A 20,542-nucleotide genomic window follows, 5' to 3' on the forward strand; every position below is an offset into this window, starting at 1 on the left:
GCGACAGCAGAATAAAGTTGAGAACCGCTAGAAATGTTCTCACGCTTTTTTATAGGCCGCCCAATTTTTACCTGGGTTATCGCGCTTTTCATCATAGGGTTTGGTTTATTTTCGCTGTTTCAGTTGCCGATTGAACAATACCCCAACATTGCGCCGCCTAAAGTATCTATTACTGCCACATATCCCGGGGCTTCGGCTGAAACACTTGAGAATACCGTTACGCAGATTATCGAACAAAACCTGACTGGAATCGACAATCTTCGTTATATACAAGCGCAAAGCTCTTCCTCTGGCAGTGCCACCATTACGCTAACCTTTGAGCCTGGAACTGACCCGGATATCGCTCAGGTACAAACCCAAAACAAAGTCTCTAAAGCGTTATCGTCCTTGCCTACGATTGTTCAGCAGTTAGGTGTTCCTGTTGAAAAAGGTGGTAATAGTGAAGCGCTGATCATCGGCTTTTATTCCAAAGAAGGGGCAATGAGTCGGAATGATATATCCGATTTTTTGGCATCAAATATTGAAGAACCTTTGAGCCGCGTTGACGGCGTTGGTCAAATTCAGAGCTTTGGTTCTGAACATGCCATGCGGATCTGGCTCGATCCGCGAAGTATGAATAATTTTAATATTACCGCGCTGGATATTATTGATGCCATACAAGATCAAAATGTTCAGCTTGCCACAGGCGAAATAGGCGGCGCACCACAAGCAAAAGGGCAGCAGATTAATGCCACCATTACGTCGCAATCTCTGCTCTCTTCTCCAGAACAGTTTGAAGCCATTTTATTAACCGTTCTCGAGGATGGCTCAAGAGTCACATTAGGAGATGTGGCCCGAATTGAAATCGGGGCCGAGAATTATAATATTATCGGACGTTGGAACCGGCAACCAGCATCTGGTATCGCTGTCCAGCTTGCTCCCGGCGTTAATGCACTGGTGACGATTCAAAGCATCAAGGACCGTATAAAAGACTTCGATAATATTATTCCTGCCGATCTTGAAGTGATTTATCCCATTGATGTCTCAACATTTATTGAAACATCGATAGTTAATGTGGTGAAAACGCTTTTCATGGCCATCGGTTTGGTTATTCTTGTTATCTTCATATTTCTACAAAATTTTCGCGCGACATTTATTCCAGCAATTGCTATTCCCATCGTTCTGCTTGGAACCTTCGGGGCTATTTTCATACTCGGTTATTCGATCAATGTGCTGACGCTTTTTGCACTGGTTCTTGCGATCGGTATGCTGGTCGATGATGCAATTGTGGTAACGGAAAATGTAGAAAGTAAATTAGAAAAAGATCCTGAACGTGACCCAAAGGAAGCCACAAAAGCGGCTATGAAGGAGCTTTCCGGAGCCCTTATCGGCACTACGGCGGTTATCTGGGCTGTTTTTTTACCCATGAGTTTTTTTGAGGGCTCGGTGGGTGTGATATACCGCCAGTTTTCGGTGACTATCTCAGTCGCTATGGCAATATCGCTTTTTATAGCATTGACCTTGTCACCCTCTCTTTGCGGAGTGATTTTAAAATCCAGAAAAGCAAAAAAAGATAAAGGCGTTTTTGCATCATTCAATCATGGCTTCGAAGCTTTACGTCGAGGTCACAAAAACATGTTGGACGTATTGCTTGAGAATCGATTTGTCTTACCAGCATTGTTTTTAGTACTTATTATTATCGCCGTCTTAACTTTCCTTCGTATCCCTACATCCTTTCTCCCCGATGAAGATCAGGGCCGAATGTTTACACTGTTAAACGGGCCGCCCAGTTCTTCACTTGAACAAACAGTCGAAAAAGTTAAGGCTATAGAAGATTTCTACCTTGAAGAGGCTGGGGACGCAGTAGACGGTCTTTTTGCTGCTGCAGGTTTTAGCTTTTCAGGACAAGCACAAAATGTAGGCATCGCCTTTATCAAAATGAAAAGTTGGGAAGAGCGGGGTGAAGAAAATAGTGTTTTTAATATAAAAAACCGTGCAGCACAGTCTTTATCTAAAGTCCGTGATGCGATGATTTTTCCTCTGGTGCCGCCACCGGTCAGTGCGCTTGGTAATTCCGGTGGCTTTGAGTTTCAACTTGTTGATCGCGCGGGACTAGGCCATCAAGCGCTGGTTAATGCAACCAATCAGTTTTTAGGCATGGCCAATCAAAGTCCACTTTTGACGCAGGTTCGTTTTAACGGATTATCCGACAGTCCCCAATATGATCTAACGATTGATAACATCAAGTCACGTGCTCTTGGTGTTCCTATAAGCACTGTCAATCAGACGTTGAGCACCGCACTCGGTGGGACTTACGTGAATGATTTTTTAGAAAACGGGCGTATAAAACGCGTTTATGTGCAAGGTGACATACCTTTCCGAATGTTGCCTGAAGATATTGATGACTGGTACGTACGAAATAAAAATGGCGATATGGTACAGCTTGTAGAAGTTGCCACAGGTGAATGGACTTATGGATCACCTAAATTGACACGCTTTAATGGTGCAGCCTCAAGAGAAATACAAGGGTCCACTTCTCAAGGAGTGAGTTCGGGTAAAGCATTACAGGAGGTTTTAAGAATAGCTGAAAAACTTCCTGATGGGCTGGAAGTGGCATGGACAGGTCTGTCCTATGAAGAAAAGGAGGCAGGCACCAATACACTTTTACTTTATCTGGTATCCGCTTTGGCCGTTTTTTTCATCCTGGCGGCGCTTTATGAAAGTTGGGCTATACCGGTTGCTATTATCCTAACCGTGCCTCTGGGTATTTTAGGTGCCGTACTTGCAACATGGAGCACTGGACAGGCTAATGATGTTTATTTTCAAGTTGGACTGTTAATTACTATCGGCCTTGCTGCGAAAAACGCCATATTGATTGTTGAGTTTGCGAAAAATAACTTTGAAGAGGGGCAAACGGCTTTCGATGCGGCTTATCAAGCAGCACAACAGCGGTTTAGGCCCATTTTGATGACGTCTCTAACTTTTATACTTGGCGTGCTGCCATTGGCTTTTGCTTCCGGCCCCGGATCAGGAGCACAGAATGCGATCTCTATCGGTGTTCTCGGCGGTATCATGACGACCACTTTCTTTGTGGTGTTCTTCGGGCCTTATTTTTTCCTTTGGGTTTACCGTCTTTTTAAAAAGGACGTTGTCAAAAAACACCAGCACTCAAGTCAAGATCATAAAAAGGCATGAAGCGGGTTTCATCAGTACCGTTCGGATCGTGCTGGGAAACACCACCCATTCAACGTTAAATCCTTATTTATATCCATTATCATGATTCATATGAATAAAAACGTAAGTTGGGTAGAGTCTGCGAAACCCAAAAAATCCAAAATGTTATTTCATTTATAACTGTTGGGTTTCATGCTTTAACCAAACCTGTCACTTGTGATCTTCGGACAGATTTCCACCGACCGCCCAATCGGCTTGAGCGACTTCTTCAAAGATGACGGATATTGAATTAGCTTCAGCACCGGTATTTCGGACAATACTTTCGGTAATTTCTTTCGCCACTGCTTTTTTAGCTTTATCGTCTTTATTTTCAAACCATGTCACACGAACGACTGGCATAAGTAACTCCTTCAGAAAATATCAAAATCGATTTCATCAGATTGCATGTTTCAATACTTGAAAGTCGATTGGTTTATAGTGAAAGTTATTCGATTGACCAGCTGAACAGGCTGTCATAGCCACTATTAACGGCATTTCTGCCCGAAAGCGAACAAAATCACCTGCTTTACTGAGTGGAGGTAACACTTGAAACTCACCTGAGTCCGCATCAACCGCCACGTGCATAAAAACATTAAAAGCAATCGGTATACGATCAACGCCAATACTGTAAGGCGCAAGTGCTGCAACAAGATTCCCTTCACAGCCCGGCCGGCCTTCATCTTCGCCATAAATTATCTTGAAGGTATCTTTGGAACAGGGAGTTAATGTAAAGTCATGTCGCCCGCAGGTATCTTCAAGAATAGTGAACATGGGACGGCTACGATTCGAGTATAAAATGTCACCTGTAGTGAGCCACATACGTGAGGCATAATCCAGTGAACGTCCCGACGACAGGTATTCCTCACGATTAGTCCGTTCAAATGCGACCAGATCACTCACTTGCTGGCCTTCTGGATCGATAATTATCAATTCATCACCTTTATCCAGTTCGACGCTTTGGGCAGAGCAAGGTGAAATTCTTATCGTCTTTGTAGCGTTATTCATTCGTTCTCCTGAAATCATATGGACACTGCCATTGGTCTTCCACCTCACGGCCACTATATTGTCTAGCTTCACTCGCTTCACCGAAGTCAGCCAGATTGGGATTAATCGAACCTTGCAACTCAATATCTCGAGCACGAGTAGCCGCTTGCATTTTCTCAAAACGACCATCTTCTCTGAGCTTATCAAACTGACGGTGAGAATTAAAAACCATGGCCGGATGACTAAAGCGTCTGGCCAGACGTGAGGCATGCGGATGTAAGCCAATAATAAAAAACGGATGACCCGATAGGCTCAGACTGAAATGAGGATTGTTGGTATCACTACTGACATCTTCTGCGGGCGAGTTGCCTGCCTTAATATCAAGCTTGTGAAGCCGCCACAGTTGTGACCATAGCTGAGATTCGAACTCATGCTCATTCATATTAAAAGGTCCATCAAACAGAGCCACATAGGAATGCACTGTAGAGCTGTCATCCTCATTCACGTCGAGCATTTCAACAAATCGGGAGAGTCCATCAGCAATGAGTTGGTCATTTTTAGGATTACTCAACATATCGAATTCATGCGTTTCTATTGAGCCATTGGCTAAAGCGGCTTTTGCCCCTACACAGGGAAAAGCATTGTCATCGATAAACTCTAAAAAACTCTCGCTTAAGGTCGCCTCAAGCAGATTATTATTTTTTGCAGTTTGAAGATCCATGTTTGGACTCATTTATTACCTTCAATTAGTAATGAAAAGATGGATAGCCAAATTAGATAGAGGATTGTTTTCTCATCTATGAATAATGAATCAGTGGAAGGCTATGCCAAAGAGAGGAGGAGCAATATAAATGCCAGAGTAACAGAATCGAATTTGCTTAAATTTTTACACTAACAACCAAAAGTGTTTCGATTGAGATAGCGTAAGGCATAGCAGGCTAAAAATAGCTGGAATATATGCTGAATGACTAAAATCACTATTCAGTATTTATATAATGCGGAAGTTAGATATGTTGGGAATATGTGAATTTTTTACAGACTCATTTATAAAATATTTAAAAAACTTGTAAATTTTCATCTCACAAAACTTTCCATTATGATGGAGACGAAAACTATCTTCACAACGATAGGAGAATGAATTATGAAAACCATTCTATTTCTACTCTTTTCAGTCCCTGTGGTTGTGATGGCTGATATAACATTCAGTGATAAACCTGTTCCAATCTCAAAGGATGGACAGTTTATTCAGCATGATTCAACGATAATCCTAAGCCAAGCGGCTTCCGATGAGTCAGACCAATCATTAAACGCCTCTCCAGAAGCAATAAAGGAAATGGAGCAGGTTTATCAAGAGTGCCAAAGCGATGGCACACTTGCTTCCCATTTCGATTGCAAATGCTGGAGCAACCGGTTTTTGGAAGAGAGGCTCAAAGCGGGGCCGAAAAAGCCAGCCTATAACATTAAATCTGACATATCCAATCAATGTTTCAATATCCCTGGCGCTGCTGAATATGCTTTGATCAAATGTGATGGCAATGGCAAGTCAAGCTATGACTTTGGTTACAATGAAGAGTCGGGTATGAGTTTTGAAGAATTTTGCCAATGTGTATCAAATAATTACGCGATACAATTTGATTCTCATGAAGATCGCTTTACGAGACAAGTATCCAATAAATTTTTGACATCTTCGCTTTTGCGCTGCCAAACCCCGCGGCCAGGAGATAAAAAAATTTGGAAACGTTTGGACCAATAGACCGATTTTATAAATAATAAAATCAACGAATTGGTAAATTCACAAGCATCTCCGTTTCTCCAACACTCCAAGTGTTGGACATGATGACGTTCTCAATAAACCGATCAATGCTCGAATAAGGCCAATCAACTGGCTTATCGACATAACCATGTTTCACCGGATTGTAATAAATGTAATCAATATGGCGTTCATAATCCAACTCATCTCGAATTAAATGCTCCCAGTAACGGCGTTGCCAGATGCCGCGTTCAGACTTCTTTAGACGTGAGATATTGATTTGTTCGGTAGAGGGATGACTGCGAGAAAAATGGGATTTGATTAATCGCCAGTGAGTGGCGAAATCAAAGTCATTTTCAGGTAAAGTCCAGATAATATGAAGATGATCAGGTAACACCACCATCGCATCAATATAAAAAGGGTGGCTGAGTTTAACTCTGCGAAAAGCGGTTTTAAGCAGATCAATATGATCAGTAAGCAGTGATTTATCTCATTCCAGCAGATTGACCGTAAAGAAATACGTACCACCAGCAACAAAAGCCCGTCGAAATTGCATCAATCATTAAAAAATAAATGTAGGTTGGGTAGAGTTTGCGAAACCCAACGATTCAATAATGTTATGTCATTTATAAAGTGTTGGGTTTCATTCTTCAACCCAACCTACCAGCTTAGTAATTAAAGTGACACCATCATATTATCAGCAGGATATGGGCTAATTAATTGTTTAGTTTCTGAAGCTGTCGAGGATAACCTGGCATCATACTTATCTCATGCAGAATAACGCCCCGAGATAGTCACCGATGTGAAGTCAGAATTTGGTCAATGAGAAGGAGCATTGGAACAGTGAGAACATTCTTTAATCAGGTGAGCTTGGTTATAAAACTTTCTTCTGGCTATATGAATTGCAGTTTTGAGATCAGGCAGGTTCCCGAGTTGAATGCGTTCAATTATTGCAGGTAAGTTTGGACATGTTTCCGGACAGACATAATGTAATTCACATTTGTGATTGGGTAATTTAGGATTTGAATCCAGATAAAAGTTAGTCATTACGATACCTCGTCCTCGTGCGTAAGCATTTCCCATTTGCAAAGTGTTACTAGAAGCTAGTGTTCAAGCAGTCGACTTTGCATAGAAAAAATTAACACTCGAGTAACAACAAGTCTGTGCGACAACGTACATCGCCAGAACTTGTCATGCGGCTGACGAATTTATTGCGTCGTGAAGCTGGAAAAAGAGGCGGTGCAATCTTTGAGTTGAAAGTATTTTTATGTGACAACAAGTTAGTGGGTTAAAGCGTAAATCGACCAGATTAATAAAAGACAAACTTGTTTCAAAGTCGGCTTAGCTTTTTCAAAAAATCTGCCTCATATATTAGGCGAAGCGACGTTGTAGTAGTGTATTGTTTGTTCGAATTTGTGCAGCTGCTTGAAAGGATCTTCTAACTGTTGCAATGACGTGGGAAGCTCGTTCGAATCCACCATACTTTTAATTCATTGTTATGAAGTATATTGTTTTCCCACATTTATAGTGCAACCCATCGCGAATAGGTTGTTTCGATATAGTGTTGCGAATTTGTGTTATTTGTGCTAGTTAAAACTCATAAAAGATATGTGTTAATTAGATTTTATAAGATTCGGCGATGAATCCTGAATAATTATCTCGCAATGTAAGTTGAAGAACGCTACTAAATATGTACTTTGATGACGGTAATCTCTTATGGTTTCTGATCATGATCCTTTTCAAAATGAGCTTCTGGCAGCGCTGACAGAGGAAGAACGCAGAAGAGTTTTTCCATATTTAGAGTTAGTAAAAATAGCTTTAGGAGACGTACTTTATTCTCCTTATAAACCGATGATGCATGCGTATTTTCCGACGACAGCAATTGTGTCTTTATTACAAATGACACAAACCGGTGCTACGGCCGAACTTGCAATGATAGGTAAGGAAGGTTTTGTTGGTATCTCATTATTTATGGGAGGCGATACGACCTCAAGTTGGGCAATGGTGCAAAACGCTGGTTATGCATACAAATTGCCAGCAAAAATAATAAAAGAGGAATTTTGGAGAGGTGGAAAATTACAGCATTTGCTGTTGTGTTTTACACAAACGCTTATAACCCAGATGGCACAAACAGCGGTGTGTAATCGCCACCATACAGTCGAGCAGCATTTATGCCATTGGCTATTATTAAGTCTTGATCGTCTTTCATCAAATGATTTCAATATGACCCACGAGCTGATAGCAAATATGTTGGGCGTTCGCCGTGAAAGCGTTACAGAAGCAGCAGGCCATTTACAACGTGATGGTTTGATTCATTATACTCGCGGCAAAATTTCAATACGGGATCGAACAGGTTTAGAAAACCGAGCGTGCGAATGTTATCATGTGGTCAAAGTTGAAACAGATAGATTACGAAAAGTAGTGTAATAATCTAATTCTAATAATCTAGATCACTAGGTTAAATTTCCTTTTTTATCTCCCACAAATCCAAAAAGATGGAAGTAAGGACATATCGCGAGGAACGCGCCGTAAAACCATTATTTTCTTGAGTTTATTGACACTATAAAGGATATATATTGTCGATGCTGGATACATAAATAATCTAGGTTTATGCACGATCTTAATTAGACTAATCATATTCTCGGAAACAATTCTAATACTTATCTTTAAACAAACCAGATTTTAAGCTTCGAGTGCACCTTATGCGAAACCCAGAGATTCGATAAAGTTATATCATTTATAAAGTGTTGGGTTTCACTCTTCAACTCAACCTACGAGTTTTTCTTACTCCCGAGCTAAGGTAATTTGAAAATCCTTGTCATCAAATAGTTTTGCCACTAATTGCCTATAGAGTGAGCTATATCGATTTATTGCTTCTGGAACCGCAATATCGCCTATGAAAGAGGAATCCCATTGCGAATCAACAGAAAAGCTTTTTTCAAATACTCTTTTCCCGGCTTTATCCACCGTGAAATTCGCAGCTAACTTGGCTGAGCCTGTGGTTATAGCAGCATTAACTTGGTTTTCCAAAAGTTGGGCTTCTATCTGTAATTCAGATTTTTCATCATAGAGTCCAGCAGCTTTCAGTTCGACGATGACAGTATCTTTGAGTTGTTGTGAGAAGCTCCCATTTGCACTCTGAAGACTCATTCCTCTAAGCCCTCCTAGTGACTTATCAAGCCCAGGTTTGAGACCTGGCGCTAAACCAAACTCGCCTACTGAGGAAGATGCTAAATTCGCTGCACGTAGTTTATGTAATGTATCTGCGCTTGCCGAAGGTGGGGACATCTTGACGGACGCACACCCCACCATAGAGATGAGCATTAAAATAAGCGTGAATAATTTAATCATGCGTGAGGTTGAAGTCATAACCATCACTTATTTGAATGCAGGATCGTAAGAAAGATCATTGAGGACATTACTCACGACCTGGCGAGTCATCAAAGTGACAGCTTGCTCAACATTTTCAGCTTTGGTTGCGTTTGATGGGGCCGATGAGTTCCCAAGAGTAGTATGGATAGCATGACGAGCACGTTTTTCAATGGGGGCACTGGAAGTATCATGAACATAGCTTGCCGTGCATATATAACCATCTGTGACTTGAGAACCGGCTAGACCAAAAGTTAGTCCAGTCACAAAACCTTTGCTATATGCTTCATCGGTAACAGCAATATTATTTAGTGTAATGCTTAAAAGTGCGCCTCCCTGGGCAGGTTCTTCTGAAACCTCGCTAAATAAACCGCTTAACTTTATTTGTTCGATGACTTGGGCTTTTAAAAAATTGGTAGCTGCATCGTTTGCAGTACCATCGCTTTGAAATTCAAACAAGGCCTGAACAGGGTGCAATGGTTCAGGTTTATTGAACTGAGATGGACTGATTTCCTTTGTTGATCCATCAACATAGGAAGTTGCACAACCGGATAAAAGTACTATTGATAATAAAATAGCCCAACGATATGTAGTAAAACCAAATCTCATAATATCCATATATGTTTTTTCCTTGAATATATTTTATTAAGTACGTAATTTTATTAAAGTTAAGTATACGATTCTTTCAAATTTCTTTAGTTTGTTCTAATTTGGTTGATTACAGCTATATAGCGTTTTCAGCTCCGTCAAACTTATCAAACCGTACAAAATGATCAGATAAAACTTTAAGCAGACAATAATTGGAATGCACAGAATTTTCAAGCTGTTTAATTCCCTTGAACTTAAAATGTTGGGTTTCATTCTTCAACCCAACCTACGGGCTCATTTATAAAATTTAAACAAGGATGTAATTATGGAAAAGTATGAACGGTTAATAAAAATGGCTGCTTCTGCTGTGGCTATAGCAGTGCCATGCATATTGTTAACAGGCTTTAGCTACCATATTGGGCATATCTTTACGTTTGGTTTGAGTTACGAACTGATAAATAAAGATATGAGCGATGTTCTGGTTGAAAGCTGGTATATCGGAGTTTTAGCCATTGCATGGCTACTCACTAAATGGCCAGTCTGGCTTGGATTTTTTGTTGTTTTAGTCATTATTGGTCTGGTTGCTTTTTTCTATGCAAGACATGCAAAAGCCAATGGCAAGGATTGGTTATTCGAAGAAATAAGCAAAGAAAATCAAGGAAGAAAGATATTAGGTATTACACAATGGCATTGGTGTGTATTAGGTGAGATGCATGTTGAACTCTCATCTTGGTTTTCTTATCCGCTGCTTATTGTTTGTTTCTTGGGGTTATTAACCGCCTTTCCATATGAAAGAGGGAAAGCAGATGCAGATAGGCAAATACAAATATATGCAGAGTCGGGCTGTGACCATGAAGAAAAAGTCGGCCAATGTTCATATTTAATTGATACCAAAAATCAAAATAAAATCATTGCAAAAGGCATTTTAGTATCAGCTAATCAAGACCGAATCGCTATTTTTAATAATGAGCTGGAAGTGTGGCCTTTATTAGATAGTTATATTATTAAAAAACAAAAAAATCATTAGGAATCCAATTTTTGACGAACTCCCCCTTTGCTTTAATCTGTCTCATCATAGGAGGTTGATTTGGTAGGTTGTGCTGAATTTATGAAGCCCAACGGATGGGGTGGTTTTATGGAGTTATGCTGAAAAGTGAAAGCATTTTTATGATTTGGATTGTTGGGTATCGTGCCTCAGCCCAACCTACCTTGCTTTCTGACCCATTAATTACCAAAAATCCTCTAAAGATCCTTATGATCTTTATAAAACATTTATATAGTAGGAGAACATCCAGTTTTTTTAAAAATTACGCATTAATGCTGCCACAAGATCATATTGGCCTCGGCTGGAACTTGTGCTTTTGGATGATAGGGAATGATTCGTGCAGTAAATTCTTTAGCTTCTCGATTTGTTTTAATATCAGCTTGATAACAATAACCGTGAACCGCACCGCTGATTTTTTCCTGACATTGACATTCAATAACTAACGGGGGCTCATTGAGTTGCGTATCTGCGTACAATTCGACCTTGATTTGCTCAGGCAGTATTTCTCCTAAATATATCTGTATACGAAATAGCAAAACATTGTTGGAGGTGGCCACTTCCATATTACCAAAGTGGATCTGATCCCAGTGCTGATCGATGGTGTTGTACCAGTTACATAATTCTTTTGCTAACAGGCCTTGGTGAGCTGTGCGTTGTTCATAGCCTGCTTTGGCTGGATGATAAAGCTCTCTCACATATTCTTGGACCATACGTGTGCTGCTAAATTCTGGAGCTAGTTTCATCATGCTATTGCGAATGTGTTTTAGCCAGTCACGTGGAATGCCTTGCAAGTCCCGGTCATAGAACATAGGTATGATGTCGTTTTCTAAGCACTCATAGAGTTGTTCAGCTTCAATGTAATCCCAGCTTGGGTCTGAATCATGTTCATGGCCATCACCTAGCGCCCAGCCAACATCGTCGGAGAACGCCTCGGCCCACCAACCATCAAGTTCAGATAAATTAAGCCCCCCGTTAGCGAGAACTTTCATACCACTGGTTCCACAGGCCTCCCAAGGACGACGTGGGGTATTGATCCAGACATCAATACCTTGCACCAGTTGCTGAGCCAATGCGATGTCATAATCTTCGAGAAATACGATTCGATCTCTGATCCTTGAGTGCTGAATGAATTGTATCCACTCCTTAATCATTCCCTGACCTTCGGCATCACTTGGGTGTGCTTTACCTGCAATGATGATTTGCACTGGCCTGTCTCTATTACTCAGGAGGCGCTCGAGGCGTGGTTTGTCAAACAGGAGCAAATTAGGACGTTTGTAGCTAACGAACCGTCGGGCAAAGCCAACGGTTAAAGCGTTCGGATCAAGTAGCTGACTTGATGCATTTACCTGTTCAGGCGAAGCACCCCTTTGCCCAAGTTGTAGAGACAGACGTTTGCGTGCATAGAGAATTAGATCCTCACGTTCACTGGTGCATAGTTTCCACAGGGTCTCATCATCGATTGCTTCAATTGATCTATGCAGATTTTCTATATTGCCAACCCAACGTTGTTTGCCGCAAGCTTCTGTCCATAATTTATCTGCCCAAGGGGAATCCCATGTTGGCACGTGTATACCGTTGGTAATGTGAGTGATTGGTATCTGAGCAACAGGCCAACGTGGGTAAAGTTTGCTGAATAAGTACCGACTGACTTTACCATGCAAACGACTCACGCCATTACAGCGGATACAGCCTCGCATTGCGAGGTAGGCCATGTTAAATGGCTCAGTCGGATCATGTGGATCTCTGCGGCCCAATGCCAGTAGTTGTTGTAGCGACAGTTTTGTTTGACTTAGGAAGTCATGAAATATTGGGAAATATTTTTCAATCAACTGTGGATAAAAAGTATCGAAAGCTGCTGCTAAAGGCGTGTGTGTCGTAAATACATTTCCCGCACGCGTTGCCCACAATGCTTGCTGGAATGTGCAGTCATTTTGCTCCATATATTGACGTGCGCGTTCTAAAATGACAAAAGCAGCATGACCCTCATTGAGGTGGCATACGGAGATGGATTCATCGACCTCTTGTATTAATCTCCAGCCTCCTATCCCCAAGACAAGTTCCTGCAGAAATCTCAATTCCTGATTGTTATCATACAATTTATTGGTGATACCACGGTCGCGCGGGCTGTTAACAGGATCATTACTGTCTAATAAATATAACTGGGTACGACCAACATTAACTTGCCATACACGTAGCATTAGTTGCCGCCCAGGTAGTTTCAGCGGCACATACAGCCACTCTCCATTGGTTTTACGTAATGGCTGTATAGGTAATGTTGAGGGTTCGTTGTAGGGATAGATTGCTAATTGATGACCCTCTGCATCAAGCATCTGACGAAAGTAGCCTTCCTGATATAGGAGACCAACACCGATAACAGGTAGGCCGAGATCACTGACAGTTTTAAGATAATCACCGGCGAGGATCCCAAGACCGCCCGCGTAAATTGGCAGGGCCTCACCAATACCGAACTCCATACTGAAGTAGGCTACTTTGCCAATATTGAAGTCTGAATTTATTTCATTGTACCAGCCACCATCTGATTGATAGGCTGCTCGCTGTTCTGACAGACGTCGCAACTCAAGACAAAATTTTTCATCTTCAGCCAGTTGCAGCAGCCTCTGTTCAGAGACATGTTGCAAAAGTGTCCAGGGATTTTTTGTGCATTCCCAGATTTCTTCGTCCAGCATTCGCCACAAAGTGTCAGCCTCGTGACTCCATGTCCAACGTAAATCCTGCACTAAATCAATGAGTGGGTGAAGGTTTTTAGGTAAATCGTAGGAAGAAAATGTTGGCATTTATATCTCCATCATATATTTATGATGATTTCAGATTAAATGAGATTTTATTAAAAGTACTTAATTTTTCTATAAATATAGGGACGAACACACTCGCAACAATTTCATTCCAGACTAAAGAATAAGATACTTGCCGAAGCATTTCATGTTTCAACATATTCACTGAGTTCGCTGTCAAGATTACAGGTTTACATCGAATATTTCCTCTGTCATGAATATGGTGGAATATTTACGATAATACCTTTGGTGTCGCCATCAAAAGTGCCTTGAGAATAGGGGGGAATATGGGAGCTCTCAACCCGAGAATGAATGTTTATATTTTACAGGGTGAACTATAAGCTTAGATTGGTTAAAACTCTACAGGTAATAATGGGAAACAACTGAGCTCTCCCTAGCAGTTATATATCAATTACAGATGCGATCACAGGTTTAATATTTCAACCTCTTCCGAGTTCTCTGAGTTAAAGGTTTTACACGTTGGGCTTCAATGAGTTGATTGGTAGGAATGACCAAGAAATTTTACTGTTATAACTTTTTAACTGTCCATTCGAACTAAATAAAGGTCGTAATAATTAAATTGATATCGAGTTATTAAGAATTATGAATATCTAAATAAATTAGCCCGAAACCATCAAATTTAATATGACGGTGTCGGGCTAAAAAATCTCGTTTTATTTGAAATTCAATCTTAACTTATCTTGATTTAATCTCACTTTTTATGGAGTTGAGCGCAGACCGTTGGAGCTCAAAGAAGATGAGATTGAGAGATTAAGGAAATCAAAAGGTTATCTGAACTGTTTTTAGAAAAGATGAGATGAAATTTCAGAATAATTGAGATTTTATGAAGTATTTTTCTCAATAGATGAGATTTTTACTACTCAAACAAAATTTATGCCTTTTCACCAAATGGGGTTAAGTGTTCATAGTGTTGAGAACAATAAAGTTTTCAGAATATGTTTTTTTAGCACTATAACAAATTTTTAGTCGGTAAGAACTATATGTGATGTCCTGGCATTTTCCGCTACCTAAACTTGTTCCAAAATTGGCTTAATTGAATAGGGTTTACCCAAAAGTGTATAAAACAAAAATTCTAACGCCAGCACCTTGCTATTAGGCAAAGTGCAAAGTGGGAAACACATTGAAATTACTCATAATCCCTTGGTCCCAGGTTCGAGTCCTGGTGGGCCCACCAAATAAATCAAGCGGTTAGCCGATTTTCGGCTGGCCGCTTTTTTTGTCCGCAGGCTTCCTGAATGTATGGTTTTTGGGTGACCATTTGTGTAATTATTTTTGCCAACCGCACTCTGCTGCATTTAATGCTTTTTGCAGACTGTCAAGAAACACTTTGACGCGCTCAGGAATATAATGGCGCGTTGGGAATACAGCCCATATAGCCAAATCATCCAGGCTGGCATCATTCAGCTCTATTTCTATCAGACTACCTTCCAATAAATGCTGCCGAACATCCCAATAGGTCATGAGTGCTATGCCCACACCATTTATTGCAGCGATCCGAATGGTGTCCAGACTGCTTGTGTGTAGTCGGCCTTTGATTTTAGTTGGATAAGAATACCCATCTTTATCAAATGGCCAGTACTCCATGCCGTGAAGTATCAAACCGCCATGGAGTTTGAGCTCATCAAGAGACTTGGGGGTGCCATGGGTAGCCAAATATTGTGGAGAGGCACAAATCAATCTACGGTTGTTTGCTAGCTTTTTGGCAACGAGACTTGAATTTTTGATAGGTGCAATCCGAATAGCCAAATCCATGCCTTGACCAACAATATCGACGATATTGTCTGTAAAGACCAAATCCAAATTTAAGAGAGGATGGCTTGTTAGAAGGTTTTGTATTAACGGGTTAATAACAGTTTGTCCGAATACGACTGGGGCAGTAATCTTCAAAATGCCAACGGCACCTGCTGTGGGCTTTAGTGCTGATTCTGCGGCTTCTTTGGTTTCTAATATAGATTGAGCATAAGGCAAAAAGGCCTCACCTTCAGACGTAAGAGAGAGAGAACGAGTTGTGCGATGAAATAGTCGTACAGCCAATTCCTTTTCGAGTGCTGACAGACTTCTGCTGATTGCAACAGTGCTAACACCTTGTTGCCTGGCAACACTAGATAAGCTTCCATGCGATGCAATTTTTACAAATGTCGTAATGTCTAATAAGTTCATGATTGTTTCATTTTATGAAATACATGTTTACGGTTAGGTGATCTACCCTTCAAGCATTGCTCTTGTTAATATCTAGCTAGTAGTGGCTTTTAACCATAGATAACGAGCCATTTAATTCTAATTTAATGCAATTCAGTGAGGGTAATCATGACATCGCAACAGGTATCATTATTTACAGATTATGAAATAAACGGCAAGGCATTGCATAATCGATTTGCTGTCGCACCTATGACAAGAGTCAGTGCAACAGCTGAAGGCTTGGCCAACGAGCGCATGGCCCGTTACTACGAGCGCTTTGCCAAGGGTGGTTTCAGTTTAGTTGTGACTGAAGGCATCTATACAGATAAAAAATTTGCACAGGGCTATCAATTCCAGCCAGGGTTAAGTGACCATGCGCAAGCAGAGTCATGGCGGCAAGTTGTGGCACGCATGCATGATCATGATGCACTCATCTTTGCACAACTCATGCATGCAGGTGCCCTCAGCCAAGGTAACAGATTTGTAACACATACTGCTGGGCCTTCGGCCGTGCAACCGAAAGGCAAGCAAATCGAGTTCTACTATGGAAGTGGCGACTATCCGCTTCCTACTGCGATGACCGATAGTGATATTTCAGATGCCATTGACGGATTTGTGCAGTCTGCGCAACGTTCGGTTGAAGTAGCTGGGTTTGATGGCATCGAAATCCATGGGGCCAATGGGTATCTGCTGGATCAATTCATGACCGATTATACGAATCATCGCAATGATTCCTGGGGGGGCAGTGTGCAGCGCCGTTTGGCATTGACCTTAGAAGTGATTAAGAGGACACGCAAAACTCTAGGCAACCAAGTTCCAATTGGTGTGAGAATTTCACAAAGTAAAGTCAATGATTACGAACATAAGTGGGCTGGTGGCGAAAAAGATGCAGAAGTTATTTTTGGAATGCTGGCTCAGGCAGGCGTCGATTATATTCATGTGACAGAGTATAAAGCCTGGAAACCTGCTTTTTCAGATAGCCATCTGAGCCTGGTAGCTCTGGCAAAAAGATATTCTTCAGGCACAACAATTATAGCCAATGGAGCGCTCCATGAGCCAAGTCGGGCTGAACAGGTATTAAATGATGGTGCTGATATAGTGACTTTAGGTAAGGGGGCACTATCCAATGCCGACTTCCCCAATAAACTGCAACGCGGTCAATCAATCAATCCCATTAATACAGAGATGCTAGGCCCTATCGCCAATCTGAAGGATTATGAGCTTGAACTCTAAAAAGTCAGAATTAGATTTGGAGAGAGCAATGAATACCCTACAATCGGCGACTGCTGAAGCACCCCTTAAGATATATGTTTGGCTAGATTTTGTTTGCCCCTATTGCTTGATCGGCGACGCACTACTCAAACAAGCTGTAGCAGGATTAGACGTTGAAGTGATCTGGAAACCTTTTGAACTCAGGCCTTATCCTACACCGACGCTGAAACCAGAGGATGACTACCTGCAAACAGTATGGAAAAGACATGTGTACCCAACTGCAGAGTTCTAACAATACAATTCAGCCTGACGGCTTTTTCCATCACTTTTTTTGCGGTTTAACGCTACGCTATCGCATATTAACTCACTACCTAGCCGCAGCTATTTGGTACGTTATCTTACATAGGAGATACTGTGCACGCTTCAAGCTCAATTGAACATCAGGCTATAGAAGACACTGTATTAGCAGCTTTGAACGAGAAGCTTGGAATTAATCTTGTTCCAAAGCGACTGGCCTTAGGCGAGAGTACATCGGTTCAATTGGATGGCCTTGATGAGAAACGCCAGGCTGTATGTGAAGTTTATGCACGAATAGGCCGGCTCAAGGGCTCACAGCCAGATAAAGTAGCCAGCGATATTTTGAAATTGTGCCTCTTTGAGCAATTTCGGGGTAGTTCATGGCGTAAAATTCTTTGCTTCGCATGCCCAGAGGCGGCCAAAATGGTTCAAGGGAAGTCGTGGCTGTCTGCAGCAGTTAAGCTCTTTGGTGTGGAAGTTCATGTTATCTCTTTGACAGAAAGTGAAAGGATGAAGCTTCTTGAGGCTCAAGCCAGGCAGGTAATGGTCAATAAATGAGCGATAAAACTACTAACAAGTACAAGCTGGCGAACTCATATATGCTCCTCTATTTTGCTCGTTTGCAAGCAAATGGAAGATCTGATTTTATGAAATGGATTGCTTAATTCTTGGATCAATGGGGTAGGGTATAGGCCCAATTATTTTCAGCTTCTTTAATGAAGCAGCAATATCTGGAAAGCTAGAGAACTTGATACTAAAAAATGATCTGAGAAATTCAATGACTCTAATACAGGGGTCAAGTGATCACATAATTAAGGTGCTGCTACGGAAAATCTACTCGCTAGCGCTCCTAAATTTCCGCAGAACATGACGTAAGGCAGGGAAAAAATATGAGTGATTGGGATTTTCTTCATGACATGCATAAAGACGGCTTTAGCCCAGAACAAATAACTGATGCCGCTGCCTGTGGGTATAACCCTTGGGATTTCGAATACATTGACATTGATCGAGAGTGGATTGATTCTCAACTTCCAGATCCTGGAACAGATCAACCAAGGACAGCCTTCAAGAGTCGAGATGGATTTCCATACAATGCACTCGAACAAGCAGAGATTTTTCACGATCTAATTGATTGTGCTACACGCCACTTTGAAAATACTGGCAGGTACTTGCAAATATGGGGAGAGCTCGGGGAAATATACGCTGAAATAAAATTCGGCCTTCGCCGTCATGGTACGCATGAGGCTGGTTCTGACGGCACAATTAACGGAGAGCTCGTCGAAGTTAAAACGATCTCTCCGGAGAAAAATAGCAGCAGCGTTCTCGTTAAAACCCAGGGAAACTTCGAAAAAGTGCTGGTTATACGTATCGATGAGGATTTTCAGTGCGAGGGTAAGCTATTCGACAGAACTGAGTTAAAAGGAGGTTCGGGAAAATACCTTCGTGGACAACTCGATATTGATGGCAGCAATTCCTAACAAAAAGCTGCACTCGGAAACATTTTACTTCGCGTGTTTTTGTGCATTCCGGTACGCTACATTATTTACTAAAACGCTCTCCATAAAAGTTCAGATGAGCTTGGCGTTAGCCATCTGAATGGAGATATAAGATTTTGCCCAGACAAAGTCACGTTCTTTATAAGTCATTATGGATACTTCCGACATGTGAGGTATCTGAATCGTCACAAATTTACTAGACACCTAACAGCAGTCCATATTCAGAGTTTATGTCACTAGGGTTAATAAAAACTTAAGTTTTTAATGAGATTATTTTCAAGAAGCTTTGAGTACTCACGCCTACTCAAAATTGTAAGAAAGCAGGAAAATACTGAAAGACTAAACCAAGATGAGCTCAGAAAGGAACGTATATGGCAGGAAAATATCGAAGAAAAAAGAAGAGAAATGTTGTTCATATTGGCAGAGATCATCGAAAGGCTGAGTCTATTAGAAAATTAATAGCATCTATAGAAACTCATGAAAGTGAAACGGCGGAAATTAAAGAGTGGCTTGTGTGGGCATCAAATATTGCGAAACAACTCGACCCAGTTAGAGACATGAAAAACGTAATCAATGATTATGAAATGGTTAAACATGAAGCGATGAACATTTATTAATTATGTTGACATTGTTTAATAAACTCTCAGATTCAGTGTCTTTTAAAATTGCATGGTCACGTCAAAAGTCACTGGAAAAAAAGAATCGATGGAAAGAGCTTCTAACTCAGTTTCCTGCCGAATCCTTAGAACAAAAAACTGCCGTTCAGGAAAAACGTTTAAAAGCCCATATTCGATGCAAATATGAAGTAAAAGCAAAAGAATATGAGAGACTGGCGATAAAAACAAAAAACAGGCGGGCTATTGTAAATAATATAGAAAGGATTCTTACACGAAACTTTGAGCAAGATTTAATAGATTGTTATGAACGAATAGAACGTATTAAGCGTCGTCATGTGATTATTAAATCTGATTTAACACAGGCTTATCTTAAACACACTGAAGCTAAAAACGATATTGATTCCTGGTATGAGAAATCAAAAAGATCTGGACTGCTGTTTGGAAACAATGGAAAGAAGATCCCAAATTATTCATTTTTTGGACAGTCCGTTGCAAGTTTAGATATAGCGAAAGCACGGAGAAATGAGGCTGGTGACAGAATCAGTAAGCTCAAGCGAGAAAAAGAGATGTTAAATTCGGATTTTGAGCAACTAAATCAAAAGATTCAAACAATTCGAGATGAAGAATGTGAACATCGTAAATTGCTATCTGAAGGGATTACTTTCGCCTTAATTAAATTAGAAAGTGCTCAATTAAATAAAAAAATGTCGGAATTAACTTTAAATAAACAAAAGCTTCAAGCTATGCATGAGGAAGAATTAAAGCGTGAACTTGAGACTCACTCAATTTCAATAAATTGGCAGCGTGCAATTCAAATGAGAAAGGAAAGGAAGGCTTTACTTAAACAGTTCATGAGTAACGATGCCCTCTTGGTGCGACGAGATAATTATTTTAGCCATTGGAAAAAGTTACGTTCTTATAATATGAAGTAATTTAGACTGGTTAATTGCTGTGAGCGGCAGTATTTTCTGTCCCATTGAGACTGTAAAAAATTCTGTGTA

General features: G+C 40.8%; 18 protein-coding genes. 10 read left to right on the forward strand and 8 right to left on the reverse strand.

What is annotated here, in order from left to right; all coding sequences use genetic code 11:
* Positions 1–33: 33 nt before the first annotated feature.
* Entirely contained in the window at positions 34–3,174 is a 3,141-nt protein-coding gene (locus B3S93_RS00340; RefSeq protein ID WP_292401562.1) for an efflux RND transporter permease subunit, read from the forward strand.
* A 189-nt stretch (positions 3,175–3,363) separates the two neighbouring features.
* On the opposite strand, the gene B3S93_RS00345 is transcribed toward B3S93_RS00340, so the two are convergent.
* The 3 genes from B3S93_RS00345 to gntA are packed head-to-tail and all read right to left on the reverse strand — an operon-like array spanning position 3,364 to position 4,897.
* Positions 3,364–3,552 carry a tautomerase family protein gene (locus tag B3S93_RS00345; protein WP_292401565.1) on the reverse strand — a complete coding sequence of 63 codons (189 nt, stop codon included), beginning with the start codon at positions 3,550–3,552 and terminating at the stop codon, positions 3,364–3,366.
* Positions 3,553–3,588: 36 nt separating this feature from the next.
* Positions 3,589–4,197, reverse strand: a complete 609-nt coding sequence (locus B3S93_RS00350) for an urea carboxylase-associated family protein (RefSeq protein ID WP_292401568.1) — start codon at positions 4,195–4,197, stop codon at positions 3,589–3,591.
* Positions 4,190–4,897, reverse strand: a complete 708-nt coding sequence (gene gntA / locus B3S93_RS00355) for a guanitoxin biosynthesis heme-dependent pre-guanitoxin N-hydroxylase GntA (RefSeq protein ID WP_292401571.1) — start codon at positions 4,895–4,897, stop codon at positions 4,190–4,192. Before gntA ends, B3S93_RS00350 begins: the two co-directional genes overlap by 8 nt.
* A 420-nt stretch (positions 4,898–5,317) precedes the next feature.
* On the opposite strand from gntA, the gene B3S93_RS00360 reads away from it, so the two are divergent.
* Positions 5,318–5,929, forward strand: coding sequence for a hypothetical protein (locus B3S93_RS00360; protein WP_292748301.1), 612 nt, complete (start codon positions 5,318–5,320; stop codon positions 5,927–5,929).
* Positions 5,930–5,951: 22 nt separating this feature from the next.
* On the opposite strand, the gene B3S93_RS00365 is transcribed toward B3S93_RS00360, so the two are convergent.
* A complete protein-coding gene (locus B3S93_RS00365) occupies positions 5,952–6,407 on the reverse strand; it encodes an REP-associated tyrosine transposase (RefSeq protein WP_349677819.1) in 456 nt (151 codons plus the stop codon).
* 1,235 nt (positions 6,408–7,642) lie between these two features.
* On the opposite strand from B3S93_RS00365, the gene B3S93_RS00370 reads away from it, so the two are divergent.
* Positions 7,643–8,353: a Crp/Fnr family transcriptional regulator gene (locus B3S93_RS00370; protein ID WP_292401578.1), complete on the forward strand. Its 711-nt coding sequence runs from the start codon at positions 7,643–7,645 to the stop codon at positions 8,351–8,353.
* 357 nt (positions 8,354–8,710) lie between these two features.
* On the opposite strand, the gene B3S93_RS00375 is transcribed toward B3S93_RS00370, so the two are convergent.
* Both B3S93_RS00375 and B3S93_RS00380 read right to left on the reverse strand, forming a co-directional pair.
* Entirely contained in the window at positions 8,711–9,295 is a 585-nt protein-coding gene (locus B3S93_RS00375) for a hypothetical protein (RefSeq protein WP_292401581.1), read from the reverse strand.
* A gap of 9 nt (positions 9,296–9,304) precedes the next feature.
* On the reverse strand, positions 9,305–9,913 hold the full coding sequence (locus B3S93_RS00380) for a hypothetical protein (RefSeq protein ID WP_292401584.1): 609 nt from the start codon (positions 9,911–9,913) through the stop codon (positions 9,305–9,307).
* A 295-nt stretch (positions 9,914–10,208) separates the two neighbouring features.
* Here B3S93_RS00380 and B3S93_RS00385 point away from each other — a divergent pair, with 295 nt between their 5' ends.
* The gene (locus tag B3S93_RS00385; RefSeq protein ID WP_292401587.1) at positions 10,209–10,910 is read left to right on the forward strand and encodes a hypothetical protein; all 702 of its coding nucleotides are present in this window, start codon (positions 10,209–10,211) and stop codon (positions 10,908–10,910) included.
* Between the two features lie 287 nt (positions 10,911–11,197).
* On the opposite strand, the gene glgP is transcribed toward B3S93_RS00385, so the two are convergent.
* Both glgP and B3S93_RS00395 read right to left on the reverse strand, forming a co-directional pair.
* A complete protein-coding gene (gene glgP, locus B3S93_RS00390; RefSeq protein ID WP_292401590.1) occupies positions 11,198–13,723 on the reverse strand; it encodes an alpha-glucan family phosphorylase in 2,526 nt (841 codons plus the stop codon).
* 1,284 nt (positions 13,724–15,007) lie between these two features.
* Entirely contained in the window at positions 15,008–15,901 is an 894-nt protein-coding gene (locus B3S93_RS00395; protein ID WP_292401593.1) for a LysR family transcriptional regulator, read from the reverse strand.
* A 147-nt stretch (positions 15,902–16,048) separates the two neighbouring features.
* Here B3S93_RS00395 and B3S93_RS00400 point away from each other — a divergent pair, with 147 nt between their 5' ends.
* The 6 genes from B3S93_RS00400 to B3S93_RS00425 all read left to right on the forward strand — a co-directional run bounded on the left by B3S93_RS00400 (position 16,049) and on the right by B3S93_RS00425 (position 20,473).
* A complete protein-coding gene (locus B3S93_RS00400) occupies positions 16,049–17,152 on the forward strand; it encodes an NADH:flavin oxidoreductase (protein WP_292401596.1) in 1,104 nt (367 codons plus the stop codon).
* A gap of 28 nt (positions 17,153–17,180) precedes the next feature.
* Complete coding sequence (locus tag B3S93_RS00405; RefSeq protein WP_292401599.1) at positions 17,181–17,423, forward strand: DsbA family oxidoreductase; 243 nt, start codon at positions 17,181–17,183, stop codon at positions 17,421–17,423.
* A gap of 122 nt (positions 17,424–17,545) precedes the next feature.
* Positions 17,546–17,986 carry a hypothetical protein gene (locus tag B3S93_RS00410; RefSeq protein ID WP_292401602.1) on the forward strand — a complete coding sequence of 147 codons (441 nt, stop codon included), beginning with the start codon at positions 17,546–17,548 and terminating at the stop codon, positions 17,984–17,986.
* A gap of 332 nt (positions 17,987–18,318) precedes the next feature.
* Positions 18,319–18,906 carry a DUF6998 domain-containing protein gene (locus B3S93_RS00415; protein ID WP_292401605.1) on the forward strand — a complete coding sequence of 196 codons (588 nt, stop codon included), beginning with the start codon at positions 18,319–18,321 and terminating at the stop codon, positions 18,904–18,906.
* Positions 18,907–19,295: 389 nt separating this feature from the next.
* The gene (locus B3S93_RS00420; RefSeq protein ID WP_292401608.1) at positions 19,296–19,541 is read left to right on the forward strand and encodes a hypothetical protein; all 246 of its coding nucleotides are present in this window, start codon (positions 19,296–19,298) and stop codon (positions 19,539–19,541) included.
* A gap of 2 nt (positions 19,542–19,543) precedes the next feature.
* Entirely contained in the window at positions 19,544–20,473 is a 930-nt protein-coding gene (locus B3S93_RS00425; RefSeq protein ID WP_292401611.1) for a hypothetical protein, read from the forward strand.
* Positions 20,474–20,542 lie beyond the last annotated feature (69 nt).

The organism is Methylophaga sp. UBA3613 (genome assembly GCF_002375415.1).
Taxonomy (GTDB): domain Bacteria; phylum Pseudomonadota; class Gammaproteobacteria; order Nitrosococcales; family Methylophagaceae; genus Methylophaga.

Bases quoted from the DNA above. Each gene is read 5' to 3' on its own strand.
- B3S93_RS00340 (WP_292401562.1), top strand. From the start codon at position 34: ATGTTCTCACGCTTTTTTATAGGCCGCCCAATTTTTACCTGGGTTATC.
- B3S93_RS00345 (WP_292401565.1), bottom strand. From the start codon at position 3,552: ATGCCAGTCGTTCGTGTGACATGGTTTGAAAATAAAGACGATAAAGCT.
- B3S93_RS00350 (WP_292401568.1), bottom strand. From the start codon at position 4,197: ATGAATAACGCTACAAAGACGATAAGAATTTCACCTTGCTCTGCCCAA.
- gntA (WP_292401571.1), bottom strand. From the start codon at position 4,897: ATGGATCTTCAAACTGCAAAAAATAATAATCTGCTTGAGGCGACCTTA.
- B3S93_RS00360 (WP_292748301.1), top strand. From the start codon at position 5,318: ATGAAAACCATTCTATTTCTACTCTTTTCAGTCCCTGTGGTTGTGATG.
- B3S93_RS00370 (WP_292401578.1), top strand. From the start codon at position 7,643: ATGGTTTCTGATCATGATCCTTTTCAAAATGAGCTTCTGGCAGCGCTG.
- B3S93_RS00375 (WP_292401581.1), bottom strand. From the start codon at position 9,295: ATGACTTCAACCTCACGCATGATTAAATTATTCACGCTTATTTTAATG.
- B3S93_RS00380 (WP_292401584.1), bottom strand. From the start codon at position 9,913: ATGGATATTATGAGATTTGGTTTTACTACATATCGTTGGGCTATTTTA.
- B3S93_RS00385 (WP_292401587.1), top strand. From the start codon at position 10,209: ATGGAAAAGTATGAACGGTTAATAAAAATGGCTGCTTCTGCTGTGGCT.
- glgP (WP_292401590.1), bottom strand. From the start codon at position 13,723: ATGCCAACATTTTCTTCCTACGATTTACCTAAAAACCTTCACCCACTC.
- B3S93_RS00395 (WP_292401593.1), bottom strand. From the start codon at position 15,901: ATGAACTTATTAGACATTACGACATTTGTAAAAATTGCATCGCATGGA.
- B3S93_RS00400 (WP_292401596.1), top strand. From the start codon at position 16,049: ATGACATCGCAACAGGTATCATTATTTACAGATTATGAAATAAACGGC.
- B3S93_RS00405 (WP_292401599.1), top strand. From the start codon at position 17,181: ATGAATACCCTACAATCGGCGACTGCTGAAGCACCCCTTAAGATATAT.
- B3S93_RS00415 (WP_292401605.1), top strand. From the start codon at position 18,319: ATGAGTGATTGGGATTTTCTTCATGACATGCATAAAGACGGCTTTAGC.
- B3S93_RS00420 (WP_292401608.1), top strand. From the start codon at position 19,296: ATGGCAGGAAAATATCGAAGAAAAAAGAAGAGAAATGTTGTTCATATT.
- B3S93_RS00425 (WP_292401611.1), top strand. From the start codon at position 19,544: ATGTTGACATTGTTTAATAAACTCTCAGATTCAGTGTCTTTTAAAATT.